This is a genomic window from Micromonospora cabrerizensis (assembly GCF_022230955.1).
In the GTDB taxonomy this organism is placed as follows: Bacteria; Actinomycetota; Actinomycetes; order Mycobacteriales; family Micromonosporaceae; genus Micromonospora; species Micromonospora cabrerizensis.
In genome coordinates this window covers 16,611-40,622 of the sequence record NZ_JAKKFI010000131.1, presented here as the reverse complement: position 1 = coordinate 40,622, position 24,012 = coordinate 16,611, and the positions used below count along the sequence as shown (strand labels likewise).

The 24,012-nt window shown below is 73.0% G+C and carries 19 protein-coding genes and 1 riboswitch; of the genes, 7 read left to right on the top strand and 12 right to left on the bottom strand.

Annotated features, from left to right (window positions below; translation table 11 throughout):
• Positions 1-237: 237 nt before the first annotated feature.
• The 4 genes from LADH09A_RS31450 to LADH09A_RS31435 all read right to left on the bottom strand — a co-directional run bounded on the left by LADH09A_RS31450 (position 238) and on the right by LADH09A_RS31435 (position 4,125).
• On the bottom strand, positions 238-789 hold the full coding sequence (locus tag LADH09A_RS31450) for a DUF1062 domain-containing protein (protein ID WP_238649298.1): 552 nt from the start codon (positions 787-789) through the stop codon (positions 238-240).
• A gap of 226 nt (positions 790-1,015) precedes the next feature.
• Complete coding sequence (locus tag LADH09A_RS31445; protein WP_238649297.1) at positions 1,016-2,077, bottom strand: Gfo/Idh/MocA family oxidoreductase; 1,062 nt, start codon at positions 2,075-2,077, stop codon at positions 1,016-1,018.
• Between the two features lie 102 nt (positions 2,078-2,179).
• The gene (locus LADH09A_RS31440) at positions 2,180-2,845 is read right to left on the bottom strand and encodes a response regulator transcription factor (RefSeq protein ID WP_238649296.1); all 666 of its coding nucleotides are present in this window, start codon (positions 2,843-2,845) and stop codon (positions 2,180-2,182) included.
• A complete protein-coding gene (locus LADH09A_RS31435; RefSeq protein WP_238649295.1) occupies positions 2,833-4,125 on the bottom strand; it encodes a sensor histidine kinase in 1,293 nt (430 codons plus the stop codon). The genes LADH09A_RS31440 and LADH09A_RS31435 overlap by 13 nt, the downstream gene beginning before the upstream one ends.
• A gap of 161 nt (positions 4,126-4,286) precedes the next feature.
• Here LADH09A_RS31435 and LADH09A_RS31430 point away from each other — a divergent pair, with 161 nt between their 5' ends.
• The 3 genes from LADH09A_RS31430 (at position 4,287) to LADH09A_RS31420 (ending at position 7,467) form a co-directional block, all read left to right on the top strand.
• Positions 4,287-4,982: an SDR family NAD(P)-dependent oxidoreductase gene (locus LADH09A_RS31430; RefSeq protein WP_238649294.1), complete on the top strand. Its 696-nt coding sequence runs from the start codon at positions 4,287-4,289 to the stop codon at positions 4,980-4,982.
• Entirely contained in the window at positions 4,976-6,610 is a 1,635-nt protein-coding gene (locus LADH09A_RS31425; RefSeq protein WP_238649293.1) for an MFS transporter, read from the top strand. The genes LADH09A_RS31430 and LADH09A_RS31425 overlap by 7 nt, the downstream gene beginning before the upstream one ends.
• 89 nt (positions 6,611-6,699) lie before the next feature.
• Entirely contained in the window at positions 6,700-7,467 is a 768-nt protein-coding gene (locus LADH09A_RS31420) for a TetR/AcrR family transcriptional regulator (protein WP_238649292.1), read from the top strand.
• A gap of 13 nt (positions 7,468-7,480) precedes the next feature.
• Here LADH09A_RS31420 and LADH09A_RS31415 read toward each other — a convergent pair whose 3' ends face one another.
• On the bottom strand, positions 7,481-8,335 hold the full coding sequence (locus LADH09A_RS31415; RefSeq protein ID WP_238649291.1) for a helix-turn-helix transcriptional regulator: 855 nt from the start codon (positions 8,333-8,335) through the stop codon (positions 7,481-7,483).
• Between the two features lie 130 nt (positions 8,336-8,465).
• Between LADH09A_RS31415 and LADH09A_RS31410 the strand changes: the two genes are divergently transcribed.
• Entirely contained in the window at positions 8,466-9,407 is a 942-nt protein-coding gene (locus LADH09A_RS31410) for an SDR family NAD(P)-dependent oxidoreductase (RefSeq protein WP_238649290.1), read from the top strand.
• Positions 9,408-9,572: 165 nt separating this feature from the next.
• Complete coding sequence (locus LADH09A_RS31405) at positions 9,573-11,729, top strand: hypothetical protein (protein WP_238649289.1); 2,157 nt, start codon at positions 9,573-9,575, stop codon at positions 11,727-11,729.
• A gap of 21 nt (positions 11,730-11,750) precedes the next feature.
• Here LADH09A_RS31405 and LADH09A_RS31400 read toward each other — a convergent pair whose 3' ends face one another.
• From LADH09A_RS31400 to LADH09A_RS31390, 3 genes are all read right to left on the bottom strand, one after another.
• Complete coding sequence (locus tag LADH09A_RS31400; protein WP_238649288.1) at positions 11,751-12,146, bottom strand: hypothetical protein; 396 nt, start codon at positions 12,144-12,146, stop codon at positions 11,751-11,753.
• A complete protein-coding gene (locus tag LADH09A_RS31395; protein ID WP_238649287.1) occupies positions 12,143-12,592 on the bottom strand; it encodes a hypothetical protein in 450 nt (149 codons plus the stop codon). Before LADH09A_RS31395 ends, LADH09A_RS31400 begins: the two co-directional genes overlap by 4 nt.
• Positions 12,593-12,963: 371 nt before the next feature.
• Positions 12,964-13,842, bottom strand: coding sequence for an alpha/beta fold hydrolase (locus LADH09A_RS31390; RefSeq protein WP_238649286.1), 879 nt, complete (start codon positions 13,840-13,842; stop codon positions 12,964-12,966).
• A gap of 137 nt (positions 13,843-13,979) precedes the next feature.
• On the opposite strand from LADH09A_RS31390, the gene LADH09A_RS31385 reads away from it, so the two are divergent.
• Positions 13,980-17,363 carry an ATP-binding protein gene (locus LADH09A_RS31385; protein WP_238649285.1) on the top strand — a complete coding sequence of 1,128 codons (3,384 nt, stop codon included), beginning with the start codon at positions 13,980-13,982 and terminating at the stop codon, positions 17,361-17,363.
• Between the two features lie 113 nt (positions 17,364-17,476).
• Entirely contained in the window at positions 17,477-19,057 is a 1,581-nt protein-coding gene (locus LADH09A_RS31380) for a Na+/H+ antiporter (protein ID WP_238649284.1), read from the top strand.
• A gap of 28 nt (positions 19,058-19,085) precedes the next feature.
• Here LADH09A_RS31380 and LADH09A_RS31375 read toward each other — a convergent pair whose 3' ends face one another.
• From LADH09A_RS31375 to LADH09A_RS31360, 4 genes are all read right to left on the bottom strand, one after another.
• A complete protein-coding gene (locus tag LADH09A_RS31375) occupies positions 19,086-19,829 on the bottom strand; it encodes an amino acid ABC transporter ATP-binding protein (RefSeq protein WP_238649283.1) in 744 nt (247 codons plus the stop codon).
• Positions 19,826-20,608 (bottom strand): amino acid ABC transporter permease, encoded by a 783-nt coding sequence (locus LADH09A_RS31370; protein ID WP_238649282.1) that lies wholly within the window; start codon positions 20,606-20,608, stop codon positions 19,826-19,828. Before LADH09A_RS31370 ends, LADH09A_RS31375 begins: the two co-directional genes overlap by 4 nt.
• A 39-nt stretch (positions 20,609-20,647) precedes the next feature.
• Positions 20,648-21,529: an ABC transporter substrate-binding protein gene (locus LADH09A_RS31365; RefSeq protein ID WP_238649281.1), complete on the bottom strand. Its 882-nt coding sequence runs from the start codon at positions 21,527-21,529 to the stop codon at positions 20,648-20,650.
• A gap of 303 nt (positions 21,530-21,832) precedes the next feature.
• Positions 21,833-21,944: riboswitch (SAM riboswitch) on the bottom strand.
• 86 nt (positions 21,945-22,030) lie between these two features.
• Entirely contained in the window at positions 22,031-23,989 is a 1,959-nt protein-coding gene (locus LADH09A_RS31360) for an amino acid transporter (protein ID WP_238649280.1), read from the bottom strand.
• Between the last annotated feature and the right edge of the window lie 23 nt (positions 23,990-24,012).

Genomic DNA, 24,012 nt, shown 5'->3' with positions numbered 1-24,012 from the left:
GGGGCGGGGCAGGGCGGTTGGGGGGCTGGGGGGGGGTTGGTGGGGCGTTGGCGGAACGCCCGGGGGTCTGCCCGGCCGTTGGCGGGACGCCCGGGGGTCTGCCCGGCCGTTGGCGGGACGCCCGGGGGTCTGCCCGGCCGTTGGCGGAACGCCGGGGGTCTGCCCGGCCGTTGGCGGAACGCCCGGGGCCTGCCCGGCCGATGATGCCGGACAGGCCCGTGGTCGTAGCGGAGGCGGTCAGTGCTGCTTGAGGGTGAAGGTGAAGTCGCCGGAGAGCTTGCCGCTCAACCGGACCGCCGACACGAGCTTCCCTTCGACGATCAGTCTCTCGACCTCGCCTCGGGTCAGACCGCACCCTTCCGCGATCAGTCGTGCCGGTCGGACGGGGATCCGCGCCGCGAAGCGGACCGAGACGTCGATCGTCTCGTGGTGCGGGTGATCCGATCCGCCGGTGTCCAGGCGCCAGGCGCCACCCCAGTCGAGGGCGATGCGATTGCTGTGCTGCACGACCGGGTCCAGGAGCAGCTCGGCGGTGAGCCCAGGGTCGTTGTCGTGCAGCCGGTCCAGCAGGTTCGGTGGGATGGAACGAACGGTCATCCGCTCCAGGACGGTGAGCTTTGCCGTCTCCCCGCAGGCGGTGCAGAGCGCGAGGAGCCAGACGTCGATCAGCTTGTGGTTGGCGTTGACGCGGAACTTGCCGCTTGGCCGGAGGCGCTCGGACGCGCACGAGCGGCAACGGCGGCGAACGATCGGCAGGCAGGTGGGCACGACGGCCCAGTTTCTGAGCACAGAGGTACACCGGTTTCAGTGAGAGGTCCGCAGCAAAAAGAAGCGCGGCGCACACGGCGCGACGCGCGACAGATCAGCGCTTGGGAGGTCTCACAGGGTGTACAACGGCACGTCCTTGCCTAGACGACCTGGTTCCGGGCACGGTAACGGCACCCAGCGGCGCTGATCCACTGGTTTTCGAGCGCCGCAGGACCGCCGGACTGGACAGGTGCCGGCTACGACAGGGTCAGACGGTCGGGACCGGCAGCACCGCGCCTTCGACCGCGGACCGGTGGGCCAGCTCGATCAGCTCGACCGTGGCGACCGAGTCCCGTGGGTCCACCGGCATCGGCGTGCCGTCGCGCAGTGCCGTCGCCACCTGCGCGTAGAAGCTCTGGTACGCCCCGGGCTCGGTCGGCACCGGTCGCAGGTCACCGTCGACACCGAGCTTGCCGTACCGCTCCGGCGGGACCTCGCCCCAGCCCGGCTGGTCCGGCCGGCCGCCGTCGTGCAGCGCCGCTTCCTGCACGTCCAGCCCGTACGACGTGTAGCCGGCCCGGTCACCCAGCACCCGCAGGCGGGGCCCGAGCTGAGCGGTGATCGCGCCCATCCACAGGTGCGAGTGCACCCCGTTCGCGTGGGTCAACGCCACGAAGGCGTCGTCGTCGACGGCCGCGCCCGCGCGGCGACGGTCGACCTCGGCGTAGACGCGGTCCACCCGGCCGAAGAGCTGCACCGCCTGGTCGACAAGGTGGGCGCCGAGGTCGAAGAGGGCGCCACCGGCCTCCTCGGGGCCGGCAAGCTCCCGCCAGCCCGGCTTGATCGTCGGACGGAACCGCTCGAACCGGGACTCGAAGCGCAGCACCTGCCCCAACTCGCCCTGCTCGACCAGGCGGCGGGCGGTCAGGAAGTCGCCGTCCCAGCGCCGGTTCTGGAACACCGTCAGCGGCACCCCACGCTCGGTCGCCTCGTCGACGAGCGTGCGACCCTCGGCAGCCGTCGGGGCCAACGGCTTGTCGACGACGACCGGCAGGCCGGCGGCGAGCGCCGCCCGTGCCATCGGCACGTGCTGCCGGTTCGGCGTCGCCACCACCACCAGGTCCAGAGCGTCCGGCGTACGCCAGAACTCGTCGGCGTCGTCCACCAGGCGGGCGTCCGGGAAGTGCTGCCGGGCCTGCTCGCGCCGCTGCGGATCGCGGGTCACGATCGCGTCGAGCCGCAGCCCGGGCGTCGCGGCGATCAGCGGTGCGTGGAACACCCGGCCCGCCAGCCCGTACCCCAGCAGCCCAACCCGCAGCGCGTCCGCCATGCCGTGCCCCCATCCTCCTGGTCCGCGCCCGACGTGGCGGCGGTACCTGAGGGCGAATCTATCGCCCCGCCCAGGCCAGCCCGGTCGCGGCCCGACGCCGGGTCAGCTCGTCGGGTCGGCCCGCAGGTAGGTGAGGACCGCGAGAACCCGACGGTTGGTGTCGTCGCTCGGTGGCAGGTCGAGCTTCAGCAGGATGTTGCCGACGTGCTTGCCGACCGCCGCCTCGGTGACGTGCAGCCGGAGGGCGATCGAGGCGTTCGACCGGCCCTCGGCCAGCAGCGCCAGCACCTCGCGTTCCCGCGGGGAGAGCGCGGCGAGCGGATCGCGCGGGCGGTGCAGCAGTTGCCGGACCACGTCCGGGTCGATGGCCGTGCCACCCGCCGTGACCCGGCGCAGCGTGTCGACGAACTCGGTGACCTCGGCCACCCGGTCCTTGAGCAGGTAGCCCACCCGCTGGCCGTCGCCGCTGTCCAGCAGCGCCGCCGCGTACCCGGTCTGCACGTACTGACTGAGCACCACGACCGGCAGGTGGGGTCGCTCGGCGCGCAACGCGACGGCCGCGCGCAGCCCGTCGTCACGGCGGCCGGGCGGCATCCGGATGTCGGTCAGCACCAGGTCCGGTTGGTGCTCGCGGGCCGCGTCGAGCAGGTCCGGCGCGGAGCCGACCGCGGCGCAGACCGTGAAGTCGAAGCGGGTCAGGAGCGCGACCAGGCCCTCCCGCAACAGCACCTCGTCCTCGGCGAGCACCACCCGGGTCAGCGACGGCACGGCAGCTCCACCCGGACCAGGGTAGGCCCGCCGGGCGGGCTGGACAGCAGCAGCCGGCCGTCCACGGCGGCGACCCGGTCGGCGAGCCCGGTCAGGCCGGTGCCCCGGACCGGGTCGGCACCACCCCGGCCGTCGTCGGAGACCTCGACCACGAGGTCGCCACCGGCTCGGGTGAGACGGACGTCCGCGCGGGTCGCCCCGGAGTGCCGGACCACGTTGCCGAGCGCCTCGGAGACCACGAAGTACGCGGTGGTCTCCACGATCTCCGGCAACTCGTCGTGCAGGTCGGCGTGCACGGTGACCGGGATGGTGGCCGTGTCCGCCAACTCGCGTACGGCGCCGGCCAGGCCGAGGTCGGTGAGGCTCTGCGGCCGGATGCCGTGCACCAGCTGGCGCAGCATCACCATCAGGCCCCGGGCCTGGTCGTGCGCCACGGCGAGCGGTCGGGAGGCGGGGGAGTCCTCGGATACGTCCAGTCGGGCCAGGCCGAGCTGGAGGGTGAGGCTGGTGAGCCGGGGCTGTGCGCCGTCGTGCAGGTCGCGCTCGATGCGGCGGCGTTCGGCCTCGTACGCGCCGACCAGCCGGGTGCGCGAGCGGGTGACCTCACGCAGGGCCGCCGCGTCCACCGGGTGGGCCAGCAACCACCGGGCCACGGCTGCCTGGACGGCGGCCAGCAGACCGACGGCGTACCAGAGCACCGGGATCAGCAGCACCCCCACGATCGCGTACGGAATGGCTTCGCCGGTGGTGTCGATCGGCTGCCAGATCACGACGGGCTGGTTGGCGTCGCCGGCCAGCCAGGGGCTGGAGATCATTCCGAGGTCGAGCAGCACCAGCACCAGGAACACCCAGTACGCGACCGGAGCGAACCCGCCCAGCCAGAACAGGTACGCCACCTCCCGCCAGGTCGCGGCGCTGCGGTAGCGGGCGACCAGGCCCGGCCACGGTGAGGTGGGCAGCGGGCGGCCGTCCACGAGCCGGACCCGCCACCGCTCGACGACGGCCACCGGGTAGCTCACCAGCGGTGCCAACGCCAGCAGGGTGAGGCTGCCGGTCGCCAGGAACAGCATCAGCGCGATGCTCGGCGGTCGGCTGTGCAGACGGAGCCCGTTGGCGGCGGCCAACAGGGGCGCGCCGATGACGAGCAGCCCGACGCCGAGCACGCCGGCGATCGGCACGGTGGTCGCCAGGTAGGCCAGCGCGCGCCAGGGCCACGCGGAGATCAGCCAGCGGCGGCGGCGCAGCGCCTCGGCCAGGTGCGAAGGGTGTTCCGTGGTCATGCGGAAGACGCTAATCGGGAGCGACCCGGTGCCCCAGCCGTCCAGATCCCCTCCCCGGGGTATGCCCAGCACTACCGGCCAACGGGTGTGCCGGGTCCGGAAACGGGAAGAACGCGCCGTCGCGCGGCTCGCGTGACCTGTGCTGCGGCGGCTGGAGAGACATGGGTGCCAAGACTTTGGTGGTGGTGGGCGGGACCAGCGGTCTCGGCCTCGCGGTGGCCCGGCTGTTGGTGGACGAGCACCAGGTGGTGGTGTTCGGCAACGTTCCGGCCGAGGTCGCCGCCGTGACCGAGGAGCTGGGGTGCGACGGCGCCGTCTGCGACATCTCCTCGTACGAGCAGGTCCGTGCGGGTTTCGCCGAGGTGGTGCAGCGCTACGGCACGATCGACGGGGTGGCCGCCTGCGCCTCCATGTGGGCGGGCGGCGACCTGGGTGACCTGTCGGTGGAGCACATCCGCCGAGCCGTGGAGATCAACGTCCTGGGCGTCACGTACCTGCTGCGGGAGGCGGTCGGGCACCTGCACCGGCAGGGCCACGGCAACGTCGTCTACATCGGCGCGCTGGCGCTGGCCGCTCCTCGGCCCGGCATCCCCGTCTATCGGGCCACCAAGAGCTACGGCAACAGCCTGGTCGACTCGCTGGCCGAGGCCCAGCACAGCAACCGGGTCAAGGTGATGCAACTGCATCCCGGGCCGATGCCGACGCGGCTGCAGGAGCGGGTCGGGGCCGACTTCCTGGACGAGGTGTACGCCATGCCGGAACAGGTCGCCACCGAGGTCGTCCGGCTGCTGCTGCTCGAACCCGACGACCTCTACGTCTCCGGCGAGCGCGTGCTGCGCGCGGACGGGCGGTGGTGACGGCCGTAGCCGGACCAGACGACCGTCCGGCCTCGGCGTGGGCGCCGCTGCGGACCGCGGTCTACCGCAACCTGTGGCTGGCCCTGCTCGTCGCCAACATCGGCACCTGGATGCAGACGGTCGGCGCGCAGTGGCTGCTGATCCACCACTCCAACGCCTCCACCCTGGTCGCGCTGGTCCAGACCGCGAGTCTGCTGCCGGTGCTGCTGCTGGCGTTGCCCGCCGGGGTGCTGGCCGACAGCTTCGACCGCCGGCACCTGCTGATCGCCGTGCAGCTGTTCCTGGTGGCGGTGGCGGTGGCGTTGACGCTGCTCACCCTGACCGACCGGATGCCTCCGGCGCTGCTGCTCACCCTCACCTTCGCGTTCGGGGTCGGGCAGGCGCTCACCCTGCCGGCCTGGGCCGCGGTGATCCCGGAGCTGGTGCCACCGGACCAACTGCGCTCGGCGTCCGCACTCGGTTCGATCAGCGTGAACGTGGCGAGGGCCGTCGGGCCCGCCGTGGCCGGCGTGCTGATCGCCCGCACCGGTGTCGCCCCGGTCTTCGGCCTCAACGCGATCGCGTTCGGAGTCTTCGCGTACGCGTTGTGGCGCTGGCGGCCCGGCACCGCCCGCGCGGTCGAGGTGCCCGAGCGGTTCGCTGCCGCGTTGCGCGCGGGCAGCCGCTACGTACGCCACTCGCCGACGGTGCGCCGGCTCTTGCGCCGTGCGCTGGTCTTCGTCGTGCCGGCCAGCGCGCTGTGGGCGTTGCTGCCGCTGGTGGCGAGCCGGCGACTGGGGTTGGGCTCCGGCGGGTACGGGCTGCTGCTGGCCGCCCTCGGCGTGGGCGCCATCGTCGGTGGCGTGTTGCTGGCGGTGATCCGCACCCGGCTCTCGGCCAACCAGCTCCTGCTGATCGCCGGGGCGCTGTTCACCGTGGCGCTGACCGTGGTCGGCACCGTGGACGCGGTGCCGCTGGTGCTGCTCGCCCTGCTGCCCGCCGGGGCGGCCTGGGTGACGGTGCTGGCCAACGTCAACGCCGAGATGCAGCTCTTCCTGCCCAGTTGGGTACGGGCCCGAGGTCTGGCCGTCTACCAGGTGTGTTTCGCCGGTGGGCAGGCGGTCGGCGCGCTTCTCTGGGGGCTGGTGGCCGAGATGGCCGGGTTGGCGCTCGCCTACCTCGCGGCGGCGGCGCTGATGCTCGTCGGCACCGTGACGAGTCGGATCTGGCCGCTGCCGGACCTGCGGTCGGTCAACCGCGAACCGGCGGCCTACTGGCCGCAACTGCACCTGGCACACGAGCCGGACCCGGGGGTGGGGCCGGTGCTGGTGACCGTGCAGTACACCGTGCGGCCGGAGCGGACCGAGTCGTTCCTGGCGGCGATGGACCTGGTGCGCGGCGCGCGGCAGCGTACCGGCGCGATGCGCTGGGGACTGTTCCGGCCGGCGGAGACCACGGACCGGTTCGTCGAGGTGTATCTGGTGCCGTCCTGGGACGAGCACCTGCGCCAGCACGGCGGCCGGTTGACCGGCGAGGACCGCGCGGCCGAGGAACGGGCCCGGGAGCTGACCGACGGCGAACCGGACGTACGGCACCTGGTGCCCGCCGCCGCCGGCCCGGCGCTGTCCGACGACCGCGAGGCCGTGTGACCGGGTTCTGCTGGGACCGCCCGAGCGCCGGGAAGGGGGCCAGCCGCGCGGCGTACGTCGTACGCCCGCGTTGTTAGGATGGCCGCACCATGGCGAGTGAGCGCAAGGCGACCGCGGACCCGGCCCGCAGCCTGGCCATCCTCTGGCGCACCCGGGAGCCGACCAGCCGCAGCGCCGGGCCCGGGCTCAGCGTCGACCGGGTCGTCCGGGCCGCGATCGACATCGCCGACGCGGAGGGTCTCGACGCGCTGACCATGCGCCGCGTCGGTGAGGCGCTGGGTGTCGGCACGATGTCGGTCTACACCTACGTGCCGGGCAAGGCCGAACTCGTCGCCGTCATGATCGACACCGCGTACGGCGAGATGCCGCGCCCCGCCGTCGAGGGTGACTGGCGGGCCCGACTGGAGCGGATCGCGCGCGACAACCTGGCGCTCTACCAGCGGCATCCCTGGATGCTGCGGGCCGAGACGACCCGACCCGTGCTCGGCCCGCACCTGATCGCCAAGTACGACTACGAGCTGGCCGCGATCGTCGACATCGGCCTCAGCGACGTCGAGATGGACGCGGTGCTCACGCTCGTGCTCGGCCACGTGAAGAGCGCGGCGCGGGCCGCCTCCGAGGTGGTCGACCTGGAGCGCGAGACCGGCATGACCGACGGCCAGTGGTGGCAGTCGCACGCGCCCTGGCTGGAGACGTTCATGACGGCCGGCAGCTACCCGACCGCCTCCCGGGTCGGCACCGCGGCCGGGGAGCAGCACGGTGGCGCGTACGGCCCGGAGTACGCGTTCGAGTTTGGTCTGCAACGCGTCCTCGACGGGATCTCGGTCGTGGTCGCCGAGCGGGCGGCCCGCCGGTGACCGGCCCGCAGAGCTAGGCTGACTCCTCGCCGTCCGCCGCCGCACCCGCCGGGCTGCCCGCGCTTCTGGCCAGCCGCGCGAGTGAGCGTGCCGACGGGCCGCCCGGTTCCGCGTGATAGACGACCAGCGACTGGGTGGTGCCGCTGATGGTGAACTTCTCGTAGCGCAGCTCCAGCTCGCCGACCTGCGGATGCCGGAACACCCGGAGGCCACCGCCCGCACGGACGGTGACGTCGTGCCGGGCCCACAACCGCCGGAAGCGCTCGCTGCCGGCCGTCAGCTCCTCGACCAGCTCGGTGAGCCGGGGGTCGTCCACCTCGATGCCGACCTGTGCGCGCAGGCCGGCCACCGCGTTGGCCGCGACGGCCGTCAGCGCCGGGTACAGAGCCGGCACGCTCGGGTCCAGGAAGACGGCGCGCAGCAGGTTCACGCCCGCCGTGAAGATCGGCGCCAGCGCGGTCGCGACGGGGTTGGCGAGAAGCACGTCCAGGTGCCGACCGTGCACGAAGGCGGGGGTCTCACTCCACGAGCCGACCAACTGCCGGATGCCCAGGGGCACCCGCTCCTGCCGCCGCGCCGCCGGGCGGGCCGGCGCCGGCCGGGCCAGGCCGTACAGGTGTGCTGCCGCCTCCGCGTCCAGCATCAGTGCGCGGGCCAGAGCATCCAGCACCTGCGTCGACGGGTGCCGGTCCCGGCCCTGCTCCAACCGCAGGTAGTAGTCGACGCTGATCCCGGCGAGCAGAGCGGCCTCCTCGCGGCGCAGGCCGGGCACCCGCCGACGCCCGTGCGCGGGCAGCCCGACGTCACCCGGCCTGATCAGCTCGCGCCGGGCACGCAGGTAGTCGCCGAGTGGGCCGGCTGTGCTCACCCGCTCATCGTAGGAGCCGCCACCGGCGCCCATCCTGGTCCTGCCACTCCCAGGAAAAGCAGGGATCCGGCTGCGACCGGCCGGCTGGGTGACAGTGTCGGGGTAAGCGTGATCGAGAGACGGGACAGCAATGACATCTCGCATCAACACTCCCTTCGGGTTCGCCTCGACCGCCGACGAGGTCCTCGCCGGGGTCGACCTGACCGGCAAGCGGGCCGTCATCACCGGAGGCGCCGCCGGCATCGGCGTCGAGACGGCCCGCTCGCTCGCCGCCGCCGGCGCCGAGGTGGTGCTCGGGGTACGCCGGGTCAGCGCCGGCGAGCAGGCCGCCGCCGACATCGCGGCCAGCATCGGCGTCGACCGGGTCACCGCCCGCGAGCTGGACCTGGCCGACCAGGAATCGGTACGTCGGTTCGTCGCCGGCTGGGACCAGCCGCTGCACATCCTGGTCAACAACGCGGGGATCATGGCGCTGCCCGAGTTGGAGCGCACCGCAGAGGGCTGGGAGATGCAGTTCGCCACCAACTTCATGGGGCACTTCGCCCTGACCGTCGGCCTGCACGACGCGCTCGCCGCGGCCAACGGCGCCCGGGTCGTGTCGGTCAGCTCCAGCGGCAACCTCTTCTCCCCGGTGATCTTCGACGACCTGCACTTCGCGTTCCGGCCCTACGACCCGCTGCTCGCGTACGGGCAGTCCAAGAGCGCCGAGGCGTTGCTCGCGGTCGAGGCGACCCGCCGCTGGTCCGGCGAGGGCATCCACGCCAACGCGCTCAACCCGGGCGCGATCGCCACCGGGTTGCAGAAGCACACCGGCGGGCTGCGGACGCCCAAGGAACGGCAGAAGACCCCGCAGCAGGGTGCCGCCACCTCGGTGCTGCTCGCCGCGTCTCCCCTGCTGGACGGCGTCGGCGGTCGCTACTTCGAGGACTGCGCCGAGGCGGCGGTGGTCACCGAGCGCCCTGCCGACTACACCGGCGTGGCCACGTACGCCGTCGACCCGGGCAACGCCGAACGGCTCTGGGATGTCGCGTCGGACCTGGTCTCCCAACGCGTCGGCGGCACCGGCCGCTGAGTACGACCACCCGGCCTGACCGAACCCGCCCGGGGCCTCTCGTCCGGGTGGTACGACTGGGTCGGCGGTGGCAGCCGCGGGCCGGGGGGATGGCGATGGCGAGTGGGAGTGCGGGGCGGCTGCCGCAACGGTGGGAGGCACCGGGTCGGCCCGCTGCGGGCACCGATGGATGACACGCCGCACCGCGAGCGGCGCGGTCGGCACGACGTCGTGGAGTTGCGGGTCCACGGCGTGTCGGGAGCGCGACCGGAGCAGGTGCTCGGTCAGGCGCACGTCCGGCAGGTCGCCGGTGACGACAGCGGTGGCTTCCACCGCGCCGCCGAATCCGAGGACGCCGAGTCGGGCGGGGTGACGCTGGAGGCGTACCGGTGGGGAGACCTGCCCTCGGGCACCGTGGCCCGGACGCTCTCGCTGGTCTTCCTGCTGCCGTTCATGCTCAGCAATGTGGCGGTCTGGATGCGGCCGACCGGCCGTCACAGCGCCGCCGGTGTCACCGTGCTGTGCCGGCTCCTCGCCCTCAACCTCACCGTGGTGTACGTGGTGTCCATCGCCGGGGTGGCCCTCGACCTGCTCGCCTGGCGGTGTCTGGGCACCGCCCGGTGCCGCGCTCCCTTCGACACCATGGCCGGCCTGGACGGACGGGAGGTCGGGCCGAGGTTGGCGGTGCTGGCTCTGCTGCCGATCGCCGCCGTCATCTTCCTCCGACTGCTGGGCACCCGACGGCCCCGTCCGGCCGGCAACCCCTTGTGGGCCGTCGAGCCGCTGGTGGGGCGGCTGCGCGCGGTCCACGTCGCCGCCGCTTTCGCGGTGGTCGACCTGATGCTGCTCGTGGCCCGGGCCGCTGGCGGCGCGACGGCCTGGACGAGCGTGCTGCTGACGCTCAGCGCGGCGGTGCTGCTGGCCTGCACCGGCCTGCTGGCCGTCCCCGGTCTGCTGGATCGGGCGGCGACCGAACGGATGGTCACCCGGACCGCCAGCGGGGTGGGCGCGGTGGCAGTCGCTCTGAGCGTGGCCACCCTGATCTCCGTCGCCTGGGATGAGCGGGCCTGGCCGTCGTCGGACGGGCTGCCGGGCTACGACGAGGTCGTGAGCTGGGCGCTGCTCACGCAGATGACGCTGCTGGTGGTGCTGAGCGGGCTGGTGCTGTGGCACCACGGCCGAGGCGACGGCCGCGACGCGCTGCCGCGGGGGTTGGGCGCTGCGGTCGTCGCGGCCATCGCGGTCGGTCTCGGCAGTGCGTTCGCCGCCAACCTCGTATACCAGAGCGGCGACCTGCTTGACGGCTACCGTGGCGACGGCGGGCCGCCGCTGCCGTACCAGTGGACGCTGCTGGCCTTCTTCCTGCACGTCATCGTGGGCGTGGTGATGTGCGGCGGGCTGACCCTCGTGTCGCGACGCCGCCGGTGGCGGGCGGCGGCGGCGATCATCGCCCGCGACTTCCCGGAGGTGACGCCGGAGGGCGCCGGGCGCCTGCGGCAGGTGACGGAGACGGTCGCCCGGGCGCGGTTCACCGAGTGGCTGGGACTGCTCGCCATCACGTACGCGGCGCTCACGGTGATCGGTCTGGCCGCCAGTCTGTTGAGGCTGGCCGACCTGGCACCGGATCAACTGGCGTGGCGTGTCCTCGGGCTGCCGGCCGGGGCCGTCGGCATGGGGCTCGCCCTGGGCAGCTATCTCGTCGCTGCCATGGTGGTGGCCCTGATCCTGGGAGGGGTGTTCGCCTACCGCACGGCGTGGTTCCGTCGGCACGTCGGCATCCTGTGGGATCTGGGGACCTTCTGGCCCCGGGCCGCGCATCCGTTCGCACCGCCGAGCTACGCCGACCGCGCGGTGCCGGAGCTGGCCGACCGGATCACCCAGCTGACCGAGCGGCACGACGGGGTGCTGCTCTGTGGGCACAGCCACGGGTCGGTGCTGCTGGCCCTCGCGGTGCTGCGACTGCCCCCGCGGGTACGTCAGCGTGTCGTCCTGCTCACCTACGGGTCGCCGCTGGACCGCCTGTACGCCCGGCTCTTTCCGGCCTATCTCAACGAGACGGTGCTCCGCACGGTGGGGGAGCGGGTCGAGTGGCGGTGGCTCAACCTGTGGCGGGACACCGACCCCGTCGGTGGTTGGATCTTCGCCGCCCACCGGCCCGGCGATCCGCCTCCGGACCCCGCCGACCCGGCGGGCCGGGTCGACCGGCGGTTGCGGGACCCGCAGAGCCTGTTGCCTGCCCCGGGGGAGCGCCGTCCGCCACCGGTGCGCGGGCATCATCCGGGCGAGTCAGATCCCGAGTTCCGTGCGGCGGTGAGCGAACTCGCCCGACGCCTGGGTCACTGAGGCGTGCCGGCCGCGTACGGGTCAGCGGTCCTGGGTCGACCTGTCGGTCTCCGTCACCGTCGCTCGGACCTTTCGCAGGGTGGCGTCGGGCGCACGGATCGCGGTCCGCCAGCGGTCCAGCGTCCGGTTGAGGACCCGGACCAGGAACTGCAACTGGTTGACCTGCTCGCGGAGCACGTTGAGTTCCGAGCGTGCGTTGAGTGCCTCGCTCTCCAACTGGGTGATCCGGGTCTGCAACGGCTGCACCAGGGTCAGGGCCGCCTCGGTGAGGGTGTCGGCGGCGTCGGCCTTGAACTTGCCGCGCTGCACCACCACCGTGGCGATGGCGGCCAGGCCGGTGCTTCCACCGAGGATGCCGAGCACACTGAGCGCCATCTGCACCCAGTGCGGTGCGGCCGGCGCCGGAGACGAAATCATGTGACACCCGCCTGCAACTGTTCGTAACTCACCAGCTCGCAGGCCTGGGCGAGCCGGCGCAGGTCGACGGCGATCTGCGCCGCCCGCCAGAGCGACCCGACCGCCACCGCGGCGACGAACGACGTCGCAGCGATGGATTGTCGGCCCGACGCGGCCACCAGGGCCACCGCGTACATGCCCGTGATCGTGCCCAGCACCAGCACCGACGCGAGCTCGATGCCGAGCCCGGTGGAGAGCCGGCCGGGCCACACGATCCCCAACAGCCCGCCCACACCCACCGCGATCAGACCCAGCTCCCAGGCGATCTGGATCGGCACCGGCATGGACGTCTGCACGGACGTCGGACGGACGTCGAGGGTCAACATCAGCACGCCGCAGACGGGTGCCGCAGCGAGGACAGCGATCTCGTACGGCTGGTGACGGGATCGGATACGGAGATTTCCCACGGCAACTCCTTGGTCGAGGACCGGCGTCCAGCAGCGGCCGGTGAGCCGGTGCCATTCGGTGGGTCGCGACTGTCGAGCTGCGGTCCGCGCGGCGAGGCCCGTTGGTGCGTTGCCTATGGACGGTCGTTGGGCGAGAAGGGTGCTGCGACTCGCCGTCGTTGGCTGCCGATATCTGCCTGTGTAGCACCGATGACCGGTTGTCGTCCACCAGGTGTAACGTCGTGTTGCCGCAGGTCAGGCCCAGTTTTGGGCCGATTCGAGCGCGCGGGGTCGGTCGGAACGCGGCGACCCGGCCGCACCATGGCCCCGGTGACAATGAGTGTCGGATATCTTGCCGAGGGTGACAGTGGTGCGACCGGGTCGCCGATCGGTCAGCGGGCGAGCAGGGCGCGCAGCGCCCGGACCACCTCGGCGGGCGCCTCCTCCGCCATGAAGTGCCCGCAGGTGACCGTCCGATGCTCCAGATCCGGGGCCCAGGCACGCCACACCGCGGCCGCGTCGTAGCCCAGCGCTGCACCCCAGTCCTGCTGGAGCACGGTCACCGGCATCCGCAGCTGGTTGCCAGCCACCCGGTCGGCCGTGTCGTGGGCGACGTCGATCCCGGCCGACGCCCGGTAGTCGGCGACGATCGACGTGACCGCCTCCCGGGACGCGCGCAGGTACTCCGCCCGTACGTCCGCCGGCAGCGCCTCCGGATCACGGGTCCAGACGTCCAGGAAGTGGCCGAAGAAGGCGTCCGGGCTGCCGCCGATCAGGGCTTCCGGCAGGCCGGGCGGCTGCGCCATGAGGTACAGGTGGAACGCGACGGCGGCGGAGGTGCCGTGCAGCACCTCCCACGTGTCCAGGGTGGGCAGCACGTCGAGCAGCGCGAGCTGAGTGATCGCCTCCGGGTGGTCGAGGCCGGCACGGAACGCCACCAGGGCGCCCCGGTCGTGGCCGGCCAGCGCGAACCGTTCGTGGCCGAGCGCGCCGGCCAGCGCCACGATGTCGGCGGCCATGGTGCGCTTGGCGTACCCGTCGCCGTCGGTGTCGAGGGGCTTGTCGCTGTCGCCGTAGCCGCGCAGGTCGGGGCAGATGACGGTGTGGTCGGCGGCCAGGTCGGCCGCGACGTGCCGCCACATGAGGTGGGTCTGCGGAAAGCCGTGCAGCAGCACGATCGCCGGCCCGGAGCCGCCCACGGCGGCGTTGAGCGTCACACCGTCGGCGACGGTCACACGCCGGTAGTCGAATCCGTTGATCCTGGGGTCCACGGGGAACCTTCCTGGTGAGCAGTGCCGGCTGGGGGTGACCCCTCGCCGTCCTAACGTCATCGAGCCTGCCCGGTGGTGATCAGCAGGCGGTCAGTGTCGAATCAGTGCCGGCCGCCCGGCGCGCCTAGATTGGTGCCATGACCAGGCAACCGACGGCACCGGACGCGGTGACCTTCGGCGTCCTCGGGCCGGTGACCGCCGTGACCGAGCGTGGCCCGGCACCGTTGCGCGGGCACCGGCAGCGCCTGGTGCTGGCCCGGCTGTTGATCGCCCACGGTCGGGTGGTGCCGGTGGAACGTCTCGTCGACGACCTGTGGGAGGTCGCGCCGGACGGCGCGGTGGGCGCCATCCGGACCTTCGTCGCCGACCTGCGCCGGGCCCTGGAGCCCGATCGAGCACCCCGACAACCGCCCCGGATCCTGGTCACCGAACCACCCGGGTACGTGCTGCGGGCCGCCCCGCACGCGGTGGACGCCGGACAGTTCGAGGCGGCCGTCGGCGAGACGGGCCGGTTGCTGGCGACCGGGCGGCCCGCGCCGGCCCTGGCTGCGCTGGACGGCGCGCTCCGGCTCTGGCGCGGCCCCGCGTACGCGGACTGCGCCAACGAGCCCTGGGCGGTCGCCGAGATCAACCGGCTGGACGAGCTGCGGATGCTGGCCGTCGAGCGGCGGGCGGAGGCGCTGCTGGCGTTGGGTCGGCCCGACGAGGCCGCCGCCGACCTGCCGGCCCACCTGGCCAGCTACCCGCTGCGCGAGGATGCCTGGCGGTTGCTCGCGGTGGCCCGCTACCGCGCCGGCCGGCAGGGCGACGCGCTTGCCGCGCTGCGCGAGGCGCGACACGTCCTGGTGACCGAGTTGGGCGTCGACCCGGGGCCCGAGCTGCGCCGGTTGGAAGCCGACATCCTGGCCCAGGCCCCACACCTCACCCCGGCCCCAGACCTCACCCCCGCCCCGCACCTCACCCCGGCTCTCGACGCGGCCAGCGCCGGCCTCGTGCGACCTGTCGAGCCGGGTCCGGCCCGGCAGCGCCCGTTCGTCGGCCGGGACGCCGAGCTGGGTCGCCTGCGACAGGCCGCCGAGGCCGCGTCCCGACGCCGTCGGCCCACCCTCGCGCTCCTCAGCGGCGACCCGGGGGCCGGCAAGTCCGCGATGGCCGAGACCCTGACCGAGCGGCTCGCCGCCGAGGGCTGGACCACGGCGTGGGGACGCAGCCCGGAGTACGAGGGCGCCCCACCGGCCTGGCCGTGGTCCCAGATCACCGACGCGCTCACCGGACCGGCCGATGCCGGTGCCGCCGACGGCCCTGGTGCGGAGGCTGGCCCGGGTGACCCCGCCGGGGCACGCTTCCGCCGGCACCGTGCGGTGGCGTCACTGGTCTCGGCGGTCGCCGACCGCGGGCCGGTGCTGCTGGTCCTCGACGACCTGCACCGCGCCGACGGTGACACCCTGGATCTGCTGACCGCCCTGCTCACCGGCCCGCAGCCCGCCACCGGGCCGGTGTTGATCCTCGGCACCTACCGGGCCACCGAGATCAGCCCCGAGCTGACCGCCGCCCTGGCTCGCGCCGCCGGGCTGGAGCCGATCCGGGAGTATCTCGCCGGCCTGCCCGCGTCGGCGACCGACGAGCTGGCCGGTGCCGTCGTCGGGACGGCGCTCGACCCGGCCACCGCCCAGTTGATCCACGACCGCAGCGGCGGCAACCCCTTCTTCGTCCGCGAGCTGGCCCAGCTGTACGCGAGCGAGGGGGAGGCCGCGCTGGCCGCCGTGCCGCCCGGGGTGCGTGACGTCATCCGGCACCGGTTGGCACAGCTACCCACACAGACGCGTACCGTGCTGCGGCAGGCAGCCGTGCTCGGCCGGGACCTCGACCCGGAGGTGCTCACCGCGTTGGCCGGTGACCCCGCCGCCGTGCTGGACGCCGTCGACCGCGCCCTGCGGGCCGGGTTCCTCACCGAGCGGGAGCCCGACGGGCCGTTGCGCTTCACCCACATCCTGGTCCGCGACACGCTCTACGCCGACCTGTCCACACCGCGCCGCGCCGCCTGGCACGCGGCCGTCGCCGAGGTGCTGCGACAACGCGAGCCCGTCGAGCCCGCCGCGCTCGCGCACCACCTGCTCCGCGCGGGTGGCCCCATCGCCGCCGGTCGCGCCGCGGCGTACGCCCGCACAGCCGCCGAGCAGGCCGAACGGGGCGGTAACCCGCACGAGGCGGCCCGCCTGTGGGGGCAGGCGGTGGAGGCGTACGACCGCGCCGGTGCGGTCGAGCCGCGCCAGCGGTTGAGCGCTCTGCTCGGTCTGGGACGCGCGCTGGCTGTGACGGGCCGGCTGGCCGAGGCCCGGCGACGGCGTGCCGAGGCGATCACCGCCGCCGAGTCCGTCGGCGATCCGCTGCTGATCGAGGAGGTACTGGCCGGCTTCGACGTGCCCGCGATCTGGACGCGCAACGACGACGACCTGCTCTCCGGGCACATCGTGCGCGCTGCCGAGCACGCCCTGACCGCACTCGGCCCGACCGGGTCGGCGCAGCGCAGCCGACTGCTGAGCACCCTCGCGCTGGAGCTGCGCGGCACCACCACCGACCGGGGCCGTCGTGCGGCGCACGAGGCCGAGACGATCGCCCGGACCGTCGGTGACCCGGGGCTGCTGGCCTTCGCGCTCAACGCCCGCTTCATGCACGCCTTCGACCGCGTCGGCCTGGCCGCCGACCGGGCTCGGATCGGTGCCGAACTGGTCGACCTGGCGGCCCGGCACCGGCTGGTGACCTTCGAGGTGCTCGGTCACCTCGTCCTGGTCCAGGCGCACTGCGCGATGGCCGACCGGCCCGCCGCCGACGCGCACGCCCGCGCCGCCGACCACCTCGCCGAACGGTACGAGCTGCCGCTGGTCGGCGTCTTCACCCGCTGGTACGCGGCACTGCGCCTGGCTCTGGACGGCGAGTCGGCCGCGGCGGCGGACGCGTACCGGCGGGCTGCCGACCGGCTGAGTGCCGACGGTATGCCGGGACTGACCCGCGGCCTGCTCCCGCTCGCCCTGCTCGGCCTACGGCTGGCCGATGCCGTCGGCGGTGACCGGTCGACCCCCGGAGCCGAGGGGTCCGACGGCCCGGACCAACCGATCCCCGGATCGGACCCCGCGGGTTGGGCGGATCTGGACTGGGGGCCGCACGAGCCGTGGGTCCGGCCGTTGCTGTTGATCGCCGACGGTGACCGGGACGCCGCCGCAGCGGCCCTGCGGACCCTTCCGGACGGCCCGCACGACCTGCTGCGGGAGGCGCGGCTCTGCCTCGTCGGTCGGGCCGCGCGCGTCCTCGGGGACCGGGTGACGATGCAACGGGTCTACGTCGAGCTGCTCCCGGCGGCGGGCGAGGTGGTGGCCGGCAGCGGGGTGCTCACCCTCGGCCCGGTGGCCGGGCACCTCGCCGCCCTGGCCGACGCGCTGGGCCGCCACGAGGAGGCGGCCGCGCACCGACGCGTCGCCCGCGCGGTCACCGAACGGGCCCGCGCCGCCACCCCCGCGCCCTGACCGTCGGCCGCTGCCGGCCGCGACTTGCCGATTCGCGTCGGAACCCGGCGGCGGTGCGGTCAGATGGAACCACCGGCGCGTCCACCGTCGGTCGACGATCAAGGGGGTACGCCGTGGAGGTGCTCATCCTGATCGTGGTGCTGGGCGCCACCGTCCTGATCGGCACCACCCTCGGCGGCCGCTACCGGGTCGCCCCGCCGGTCCTGCTCATCGCGTTCGGGGTGCTGCTCGGTCTGACGCCGCCGCTGTCCGAGGTGACCCTGGAACCCGAACTGGTGTTGTTGATCTTCCTGCCGGCGATCCTGTACCGGGAGAGCCTCACCATCAGCCTGCGCGAGATCCGGGCCAACCTTCCGGTGATCGGGCTGCTGGCCGTGGTCCTGGTGGTGCTCACCATGGTCACGGTGTCGTTCACCGCACAGGCGTTCGGGGTGAACCCCGCCGCCGCCTGGGTGCTCGGCGCGGTCCTCGCCCCGACCGACGCGGCGGCGGTCACCGGTCTGGCCAAGCGGCTGCCCCGCAAGCTCCTCACCACCCTGCACGCGGAGAGCCTGATCAACGACGGCACCGCCCTGGTGATCTTCGCGGTGACCGTGGGACTGCTCAGCCACAGCGCCGATCCGGGCGTGCTGGGCATCGGCGAGGAGTTCGTCGGCGCCAGCGTCGGCGGCGTGGTCGCCGGTCTGCTGGTGGGGACCGCCGTGGTGCTGATCCGCAAACGGCTCGACGATCCGCTGCGCGAGGGCGCGCTCAGCGTGCTGACCCCGTTCGGCGCTTTCCTGCTGGCCGACTCGGTGCACGCCAGCGGTGTGCTGGCGGTGGTGGTCGCCGGCCTGGTGCTGGCCTACGCCGGCCCTCGGGTGATCCGCGCCCGGTCCCGGGTGCTGGCGTACGCGTTCTGGGACCTCTCCACGTTCCTGATCAACGGCGGGTTGTTCGTCCTGCTCGGCACGCAGATTCCGCGCTCGGTGCGGAGCATCACCAGCACCTCGCCCGAGCGGGCTCTGCTGATCGTCCTGGTGGTCACCCTGGTCGTGATCGGCACCCGGCTGCTCTTCATCTACCTCACCGCTGAGTCGGCGCGGCTGCGACGCCGTCGGATGGTGGACGACGACGGCCGAGGTCCGTCGAGCTGGCGGGTGGGGACCGTGGCCGGCTGGTCCGGTTTCCGGGGCGCGGTCTCGCTCGCCGCCGCCCTGGCCGTCCCGACGGTGATGGTCGACGGTCGACCGGTGGTCGAACGCGATCTGATCATCTTCGTCACCGCGCTGGTGATCGTGTTGATCATGCTGCTTCAGGGCACCACCCTGCCGTTGATCGTGCGCTGGGCGGGGCTGAGCGGCGACCCGGAACGCGTCGACGAGGCCCGCAACGCCCGGCGGCGGGCCACGGAGGTCGGCCTGGCCGCTCTGCCCCAGGTCGCCGAGGAGATCGGCGCCCAGGATGAATCGGTGCGTCGGCTGGAGGCCGAGTATCGGCGGCATCTGGAGGACCTCGACGAGAGTGGGGGGAACACCGCCGAGGAGCGCCGGCTGGAACGCCGACTGCGCCTCGGGGTGCTCGCCCACAAGCGTCGGGAGGTGACCCGACTGCGGGACAACCGGGAGATCGACGACCTCGTGCTTCAGGAACTCCAGGCCGCGCTGGACAACGAGGAGATCCGGCTGCTGGGCCGCGGGCCCAACAACCAGTGAAAAACTGCGACCCTGCCCTCGGCGGGGCTCAGAGCACCTGGGCGAGGAACCGGCGAAGCCGAGGGTGCTCGGCCCGCTCGAAGACCTGCCCGGGCGGGCCGGCCTCCAGCACCACGCCCCGGTCCATGAAGGCGACGGTGTCGGCGACCTGCCGGGCGAAGCCCATCTCGTGGGTGACCACCACCATGGTCATGCCGGCGGCGGACAGGTCGGCCATCACCGCGAGGACACCCTTGACCAGCTCCGGGTCGAGCGCGGAGGTGGCCTCGTCGAAGAGCATCACCTCGGGCCGCAGTGCCAGCGCCCGGGCGATCGCCACCCGCTGCTGCTGACCACCGGAGAGCTGCGCGGGACGAGAACCGGCCTTGGCGGCCAACCCCACCAGCTCCAACTGGGCCCGGGCCACGGCCTCCGCCTCGTCCTCGCCGAGCTTGCGGAGCCGGCGCAGCGCGAGGGTGACGTTGCGCAGCACGCTCATGTGCGGGAAGAGGTTGAACTGCTGGAAGACCATGCCGACCCGCTGGCGCAGCGCGTCCGGGTCGTCGCCCAGCACGCTGCGCCCGTCGAGCAGCACGTCGCCACGGTCCGGCTCGATCAGCCGGTTGATGGTGCGCAGCAGGGTGGACTTGCCCGACCCGGACGGGCCGATCACGCAGGCCGTGGCCCCTCGCGGCACGGTGAGGTCGACGCCGCGCAGCACCCGGTTCGGTCCGAAGGCGAGGTGCACGTCGCGGACGTCCAGGCTGACCGAGGTGGTCGTGTCGGTGCTCATCGCCGGTCTCCTCCGGTCGGGGCGTACGACGCTGGGGTGGTGTCGTCGTCGTCCTCGTCTGTCGGCGCGGCGGCCGGCCGGCCGTTGCGCAGCCGGCGGTCGATCCAGTTGACGACGTGCGTCAGCGGGACGGTCAGCGCCAGGTAGAACAGCCCAGCCAGCAGCAGCGCCGACTCGTTGCCGGTGGTGGCCGCGTAGTCCTGCCCGATCCGGAACAGCTCCCGCTGACTGGCCACCAGACCGAGGAAGTAGACCAGGCTGGAATCCTTGATCAGCGCGATGAGCTGGTTGACCCAGGCTGGCAGCACCCGCCGGATGCCCTGCGGGATGATCACCAGCCGCATCGCGTCGGACCAGGAGAAGCCGAGAGCTCGGGCGCCCTCCAGCTGGGCGGCCTCCACCGACTGGATGCCGGAGCGAAAGATCTCCCCGATGTACGCGGCGGCGATGAGTGACAGCGCCAGGATCCCCAGCGGGTAGGGGTCCGGTCCCCAGACCTGCATGCCCAGCGGGGCCAGCCCGACGCCGATCAGCAGGATCGTCGCCGCGGCCGGCAGGCCACGGAACACGTCGGTGTAGACCCGCGCCGGCCAGCGCAGCCACCGGCTGCGGGAGATCCCGGCGACGGCCAGCAGCAGGCCCAGCACCGAGCCGAGCAGGGCGGCGGAGACCGCCAGGATCAGCGTGTTGGGCAGCCCGACGGTCAGCATCTCGGGCAGCGCCTCGCCCATCGCGTCCCAGTCGAAGAATGTTTCCCACAGGGTGCTCAGCGGATCCATCGGTCGCCCCTCCTACCGTCCTGCTCGCTCGTCACCGGTTCAGGACGCGGCCGACGCCGACGCCGACGGCGCGACCGACGCGGACGGTGGGCTCACCGTGCCGCTGCCGGCCGTGAAGTCCGCCGGGATCGGCCGGCCCGGGTACCACTGGGCCTGCAACCGGCTCCAGGTGCCGTCCGCGATGACCTCGTCGAGGCCCTTGTTCAGCGCCTCGCGCAGCTTGTCGCTGCCCTTGGCGACGGCGTACGCGGTCGGCGCGGGGCTGAGCTGCTTGGCCGCCACGGTGATCTTGCCGTTGCTGTCGGCGGCCGACTTCTCGCCGATCTCGGCCGGGGCGATCCACGCGTCGGCGGTGCCGGCCTTGAGCTGGTTGATCGCGCCGTTGTAGTCGGGCACCCGCACCGGGTCGAGATGCTGGCCGGTGGCGTAGTCGTCCTGCACGGTGCCCTGCACCACCACCACGCGCTTGCCGGCGAGCTGGTCGAAGCTGGTGATCGGCGAGCCGGCCGGGACGTCCAGACCGAAGTAGCCGAAGTCGTAACCGTTGCCGAAGTCGACGGTCTTCTTCCGCGCCTCGGTGATGGTGATCGAGGAGCTGCCGACGTCGAACTTGCGGTTGTTGACCTGGGAGAGCAGCGCGGAGAAGTCGGTGCCGACGAACTCCACAGTGAGGCCGAGCTTGCCGGCCACCGCGGTCAACAGGTCGTTGTCGAAGCCGGTGAACTTCCCGTCCTTGAGGAAGACGTTCGGCGGGGCGTCGGTCAGGGTGCCGGCCCGCAGCACACCCGGCTGGGCCAGGCCGTACGGGTTGGCGGTGGCGTCGGACGAGCTGTCGTCGCCGCAGGCGGTGAGCGCGGTGGCAGCCAGGATGGTGGCCGCGCCGAGGGCGGCGGCACGGGTCAGGGCAGGAAGAAGTCGCACGGGTGTCTCCGAGAGGGTCGTGTCTCGGCACGCACGGGTGTGCGTCGCCGACGGTGCGCCCGATGGGCGTACCGGTGGGGGAGAGGGTTCGGGAGAAGTGCAGCGCTGGTGCGTGGTGCCGCGACAGGCGGCGCTAGTGCGTGGTGCCGCGACAGGCGGCGCTGCACATTCGCATCATGTCCACGTGCCGTCGCCGGGTCAGTGCCGGCGAGGGCCAACCGGGGCGGAGTTCCGCGTCGTCGGTCGGTGGGGCGGTGCTGAGGATGCGCATGGTTCTCCCGGGTCTGTGCTGACCTGGGTGCCAGGCCACGCTTGCACCGACGTCGTGCCGGTGCCTGGTCTTCACCCGGGGCACCCCACCGCGGAGGAGGGTTGCCGGCCAGCGAGCCGGGGCTTCGCGCTGGCGCTCATGACCTGGGCCGAGGCTAGCAGCAGGCACCGGTGGGTCGTCCAGTCGTTATGACGACGCTCACCGTGCGCGGCAAGGTGCCGACCCGCAGGTCAGCCGGCGTGCACGTGCGGTCGGCGTCGCGGGTCGGGCTCCTGGCGGCGCAGGATCTCCCGGGTCACCGAGGCGATCGCGCCCTGCCCGAACACCAGGTAGCGCAGGATGTTGCGGCCCGGGCTGCCCTCGCTCCACTCGAAGTAGATGTGGGGGCGTCGCCGGCTCCGGTCGCGGATCTCCAGCAGTAGCGCGGCGAGCGCGGTGGGCACCGAGGAGCTGGCCAGGCTGAGCACCGGGAAGCGGTCGTCCGCCATGCTGCCGCGGACCAGCAGTTCGGTCTCGAAGTCCGAGGGATCGGTGACGTGCACTTCGACGAAGATGACGTCGCTGTCGTCGGGGAAGTCGTTGTCCGCCATGGTCTGTGCCAGCTTGGCGCGGTACTCGGCCACGTCGCGGCGGTCGGGTTCGTGCGCGATGAGGCGGATCCGCCGCCCGGTGCGCTCGTCGATCATCCGGGTCGCGACCGGGTCCAGCTCGACCTGGTCGACCCGCAACTCGTAGGCGCGGGACAACCGGGAGAGCACCGAGACCACGATGATCGCGCTGATGAAGCAGGCCGCGATCTTGACGCCGTCGGGGCGTTCCACCACGTTCGCCACTGTGGTGTAGATGAAGATCACCGCGATGGTTCCGAACGCGATGGTGCGGCCGCGCTGCCGTCGCCGTGCCGCCGCGAGCGTCACCGCCGTCGCCGCCGACGTGATCAACACCAGGACCCCGGTGGCGTACGCGCCGCCCTGCGCGTCCACGCTGGCCTCGAAGAGGATCGTGATCAGGAACGCCACCGCGGTGAAGACCAGCACCAGCGGCCGGACCGCCCGCGCCCAGGTCGGTGCCATGCCGTAGCGCGGCAGGTACCGGGGTACGAGGTTGAGCAGCCCGGCCATCGCCGACGCCCCCGCGAACCAGAGGATCCCGATGGTGGACAGGTCGTAGACGGTGCCGAACACCTCCCCGAGGTGCTCGTGCGCCAGATAGGCCAGCGCCCGGCCGTTCGCGGGGCCGCCCGGCTGGAAGGCCTCCGGCGGGATCAGGACGGTGGTGGTCACGCTGCTGGTGATCAGGAAGACGCTCATGATCACCGCGGCGGTGGTGAGCAGCCGGCGCGCACCGCGGATCCGGCCCAGCGGGCGCGCCTCGGAGTCCTGCGGGTCGCCTCGTACGCTCGGCATGACGGCCACCCCGGTCTCGAAACCGGACAACCCCAGCGCCAGTTTCGGGAAGACCAGCAACGACAGCCCGACCACCATCCAGGGATCGCCGTGCCCGGTGCTCAGCGTGGTCGTCCAGTCCTCGACGGCGCTCGGGTGCGTCACCACCCGCCACAGCGAGTCGGCCATCACCACCGCGTTCAGCCCCAGGTAGAGCGCGACCAAGACGACGGCGATCCCGATGGCCTCGGTGAATCCCTTGAGGAACACCGCGCCCAGCAGTGCCACGAGCACCAGCGTGACCAGCACCTCGTGGCCCTTGAGCCCGCTGGGCCAGAACGGGTTCTCGTCGATGTGCGCGGTCGCGTCGGCAGCCGAGAGGGTGATGGTGATGATGAAGTCGGTGGCCGCGAAACCGAGCAGTACCAGCACCAGCAACTTGCCCGGCCAGTAGCTCAGCAGGCGTACCAGCATCGCGATGGAACCCTCACCGTGTGGGCTCTCCACCGCCACCCGCCGGTAGACCGGCAGCGCGCCCAGCAGTGTCACCAGCACCAGCACGAGGGTCGCCACCGGCGAGAGCGCCCCGGCGGCCAGCGCCGCGATGCCCGGCTGGTAGCCGAGCGTCGAGAAGTAGTCGACGCCGGTCAGGCACATCACCTTCCACCACGGGTGCTGCCGGTGCTCCGGCGGTCGCCCGTGCGGCCCCGGGTGCTGCACGGGCTCCTCCGCGCCGGTGCCGAGCAGCCACCCCCGCAACCGGCCCGCGCGTCTGTCGACCTCCACCGGCGCGTCCCCCGTCATCCCGCCCATGGTCACCGTGAGTA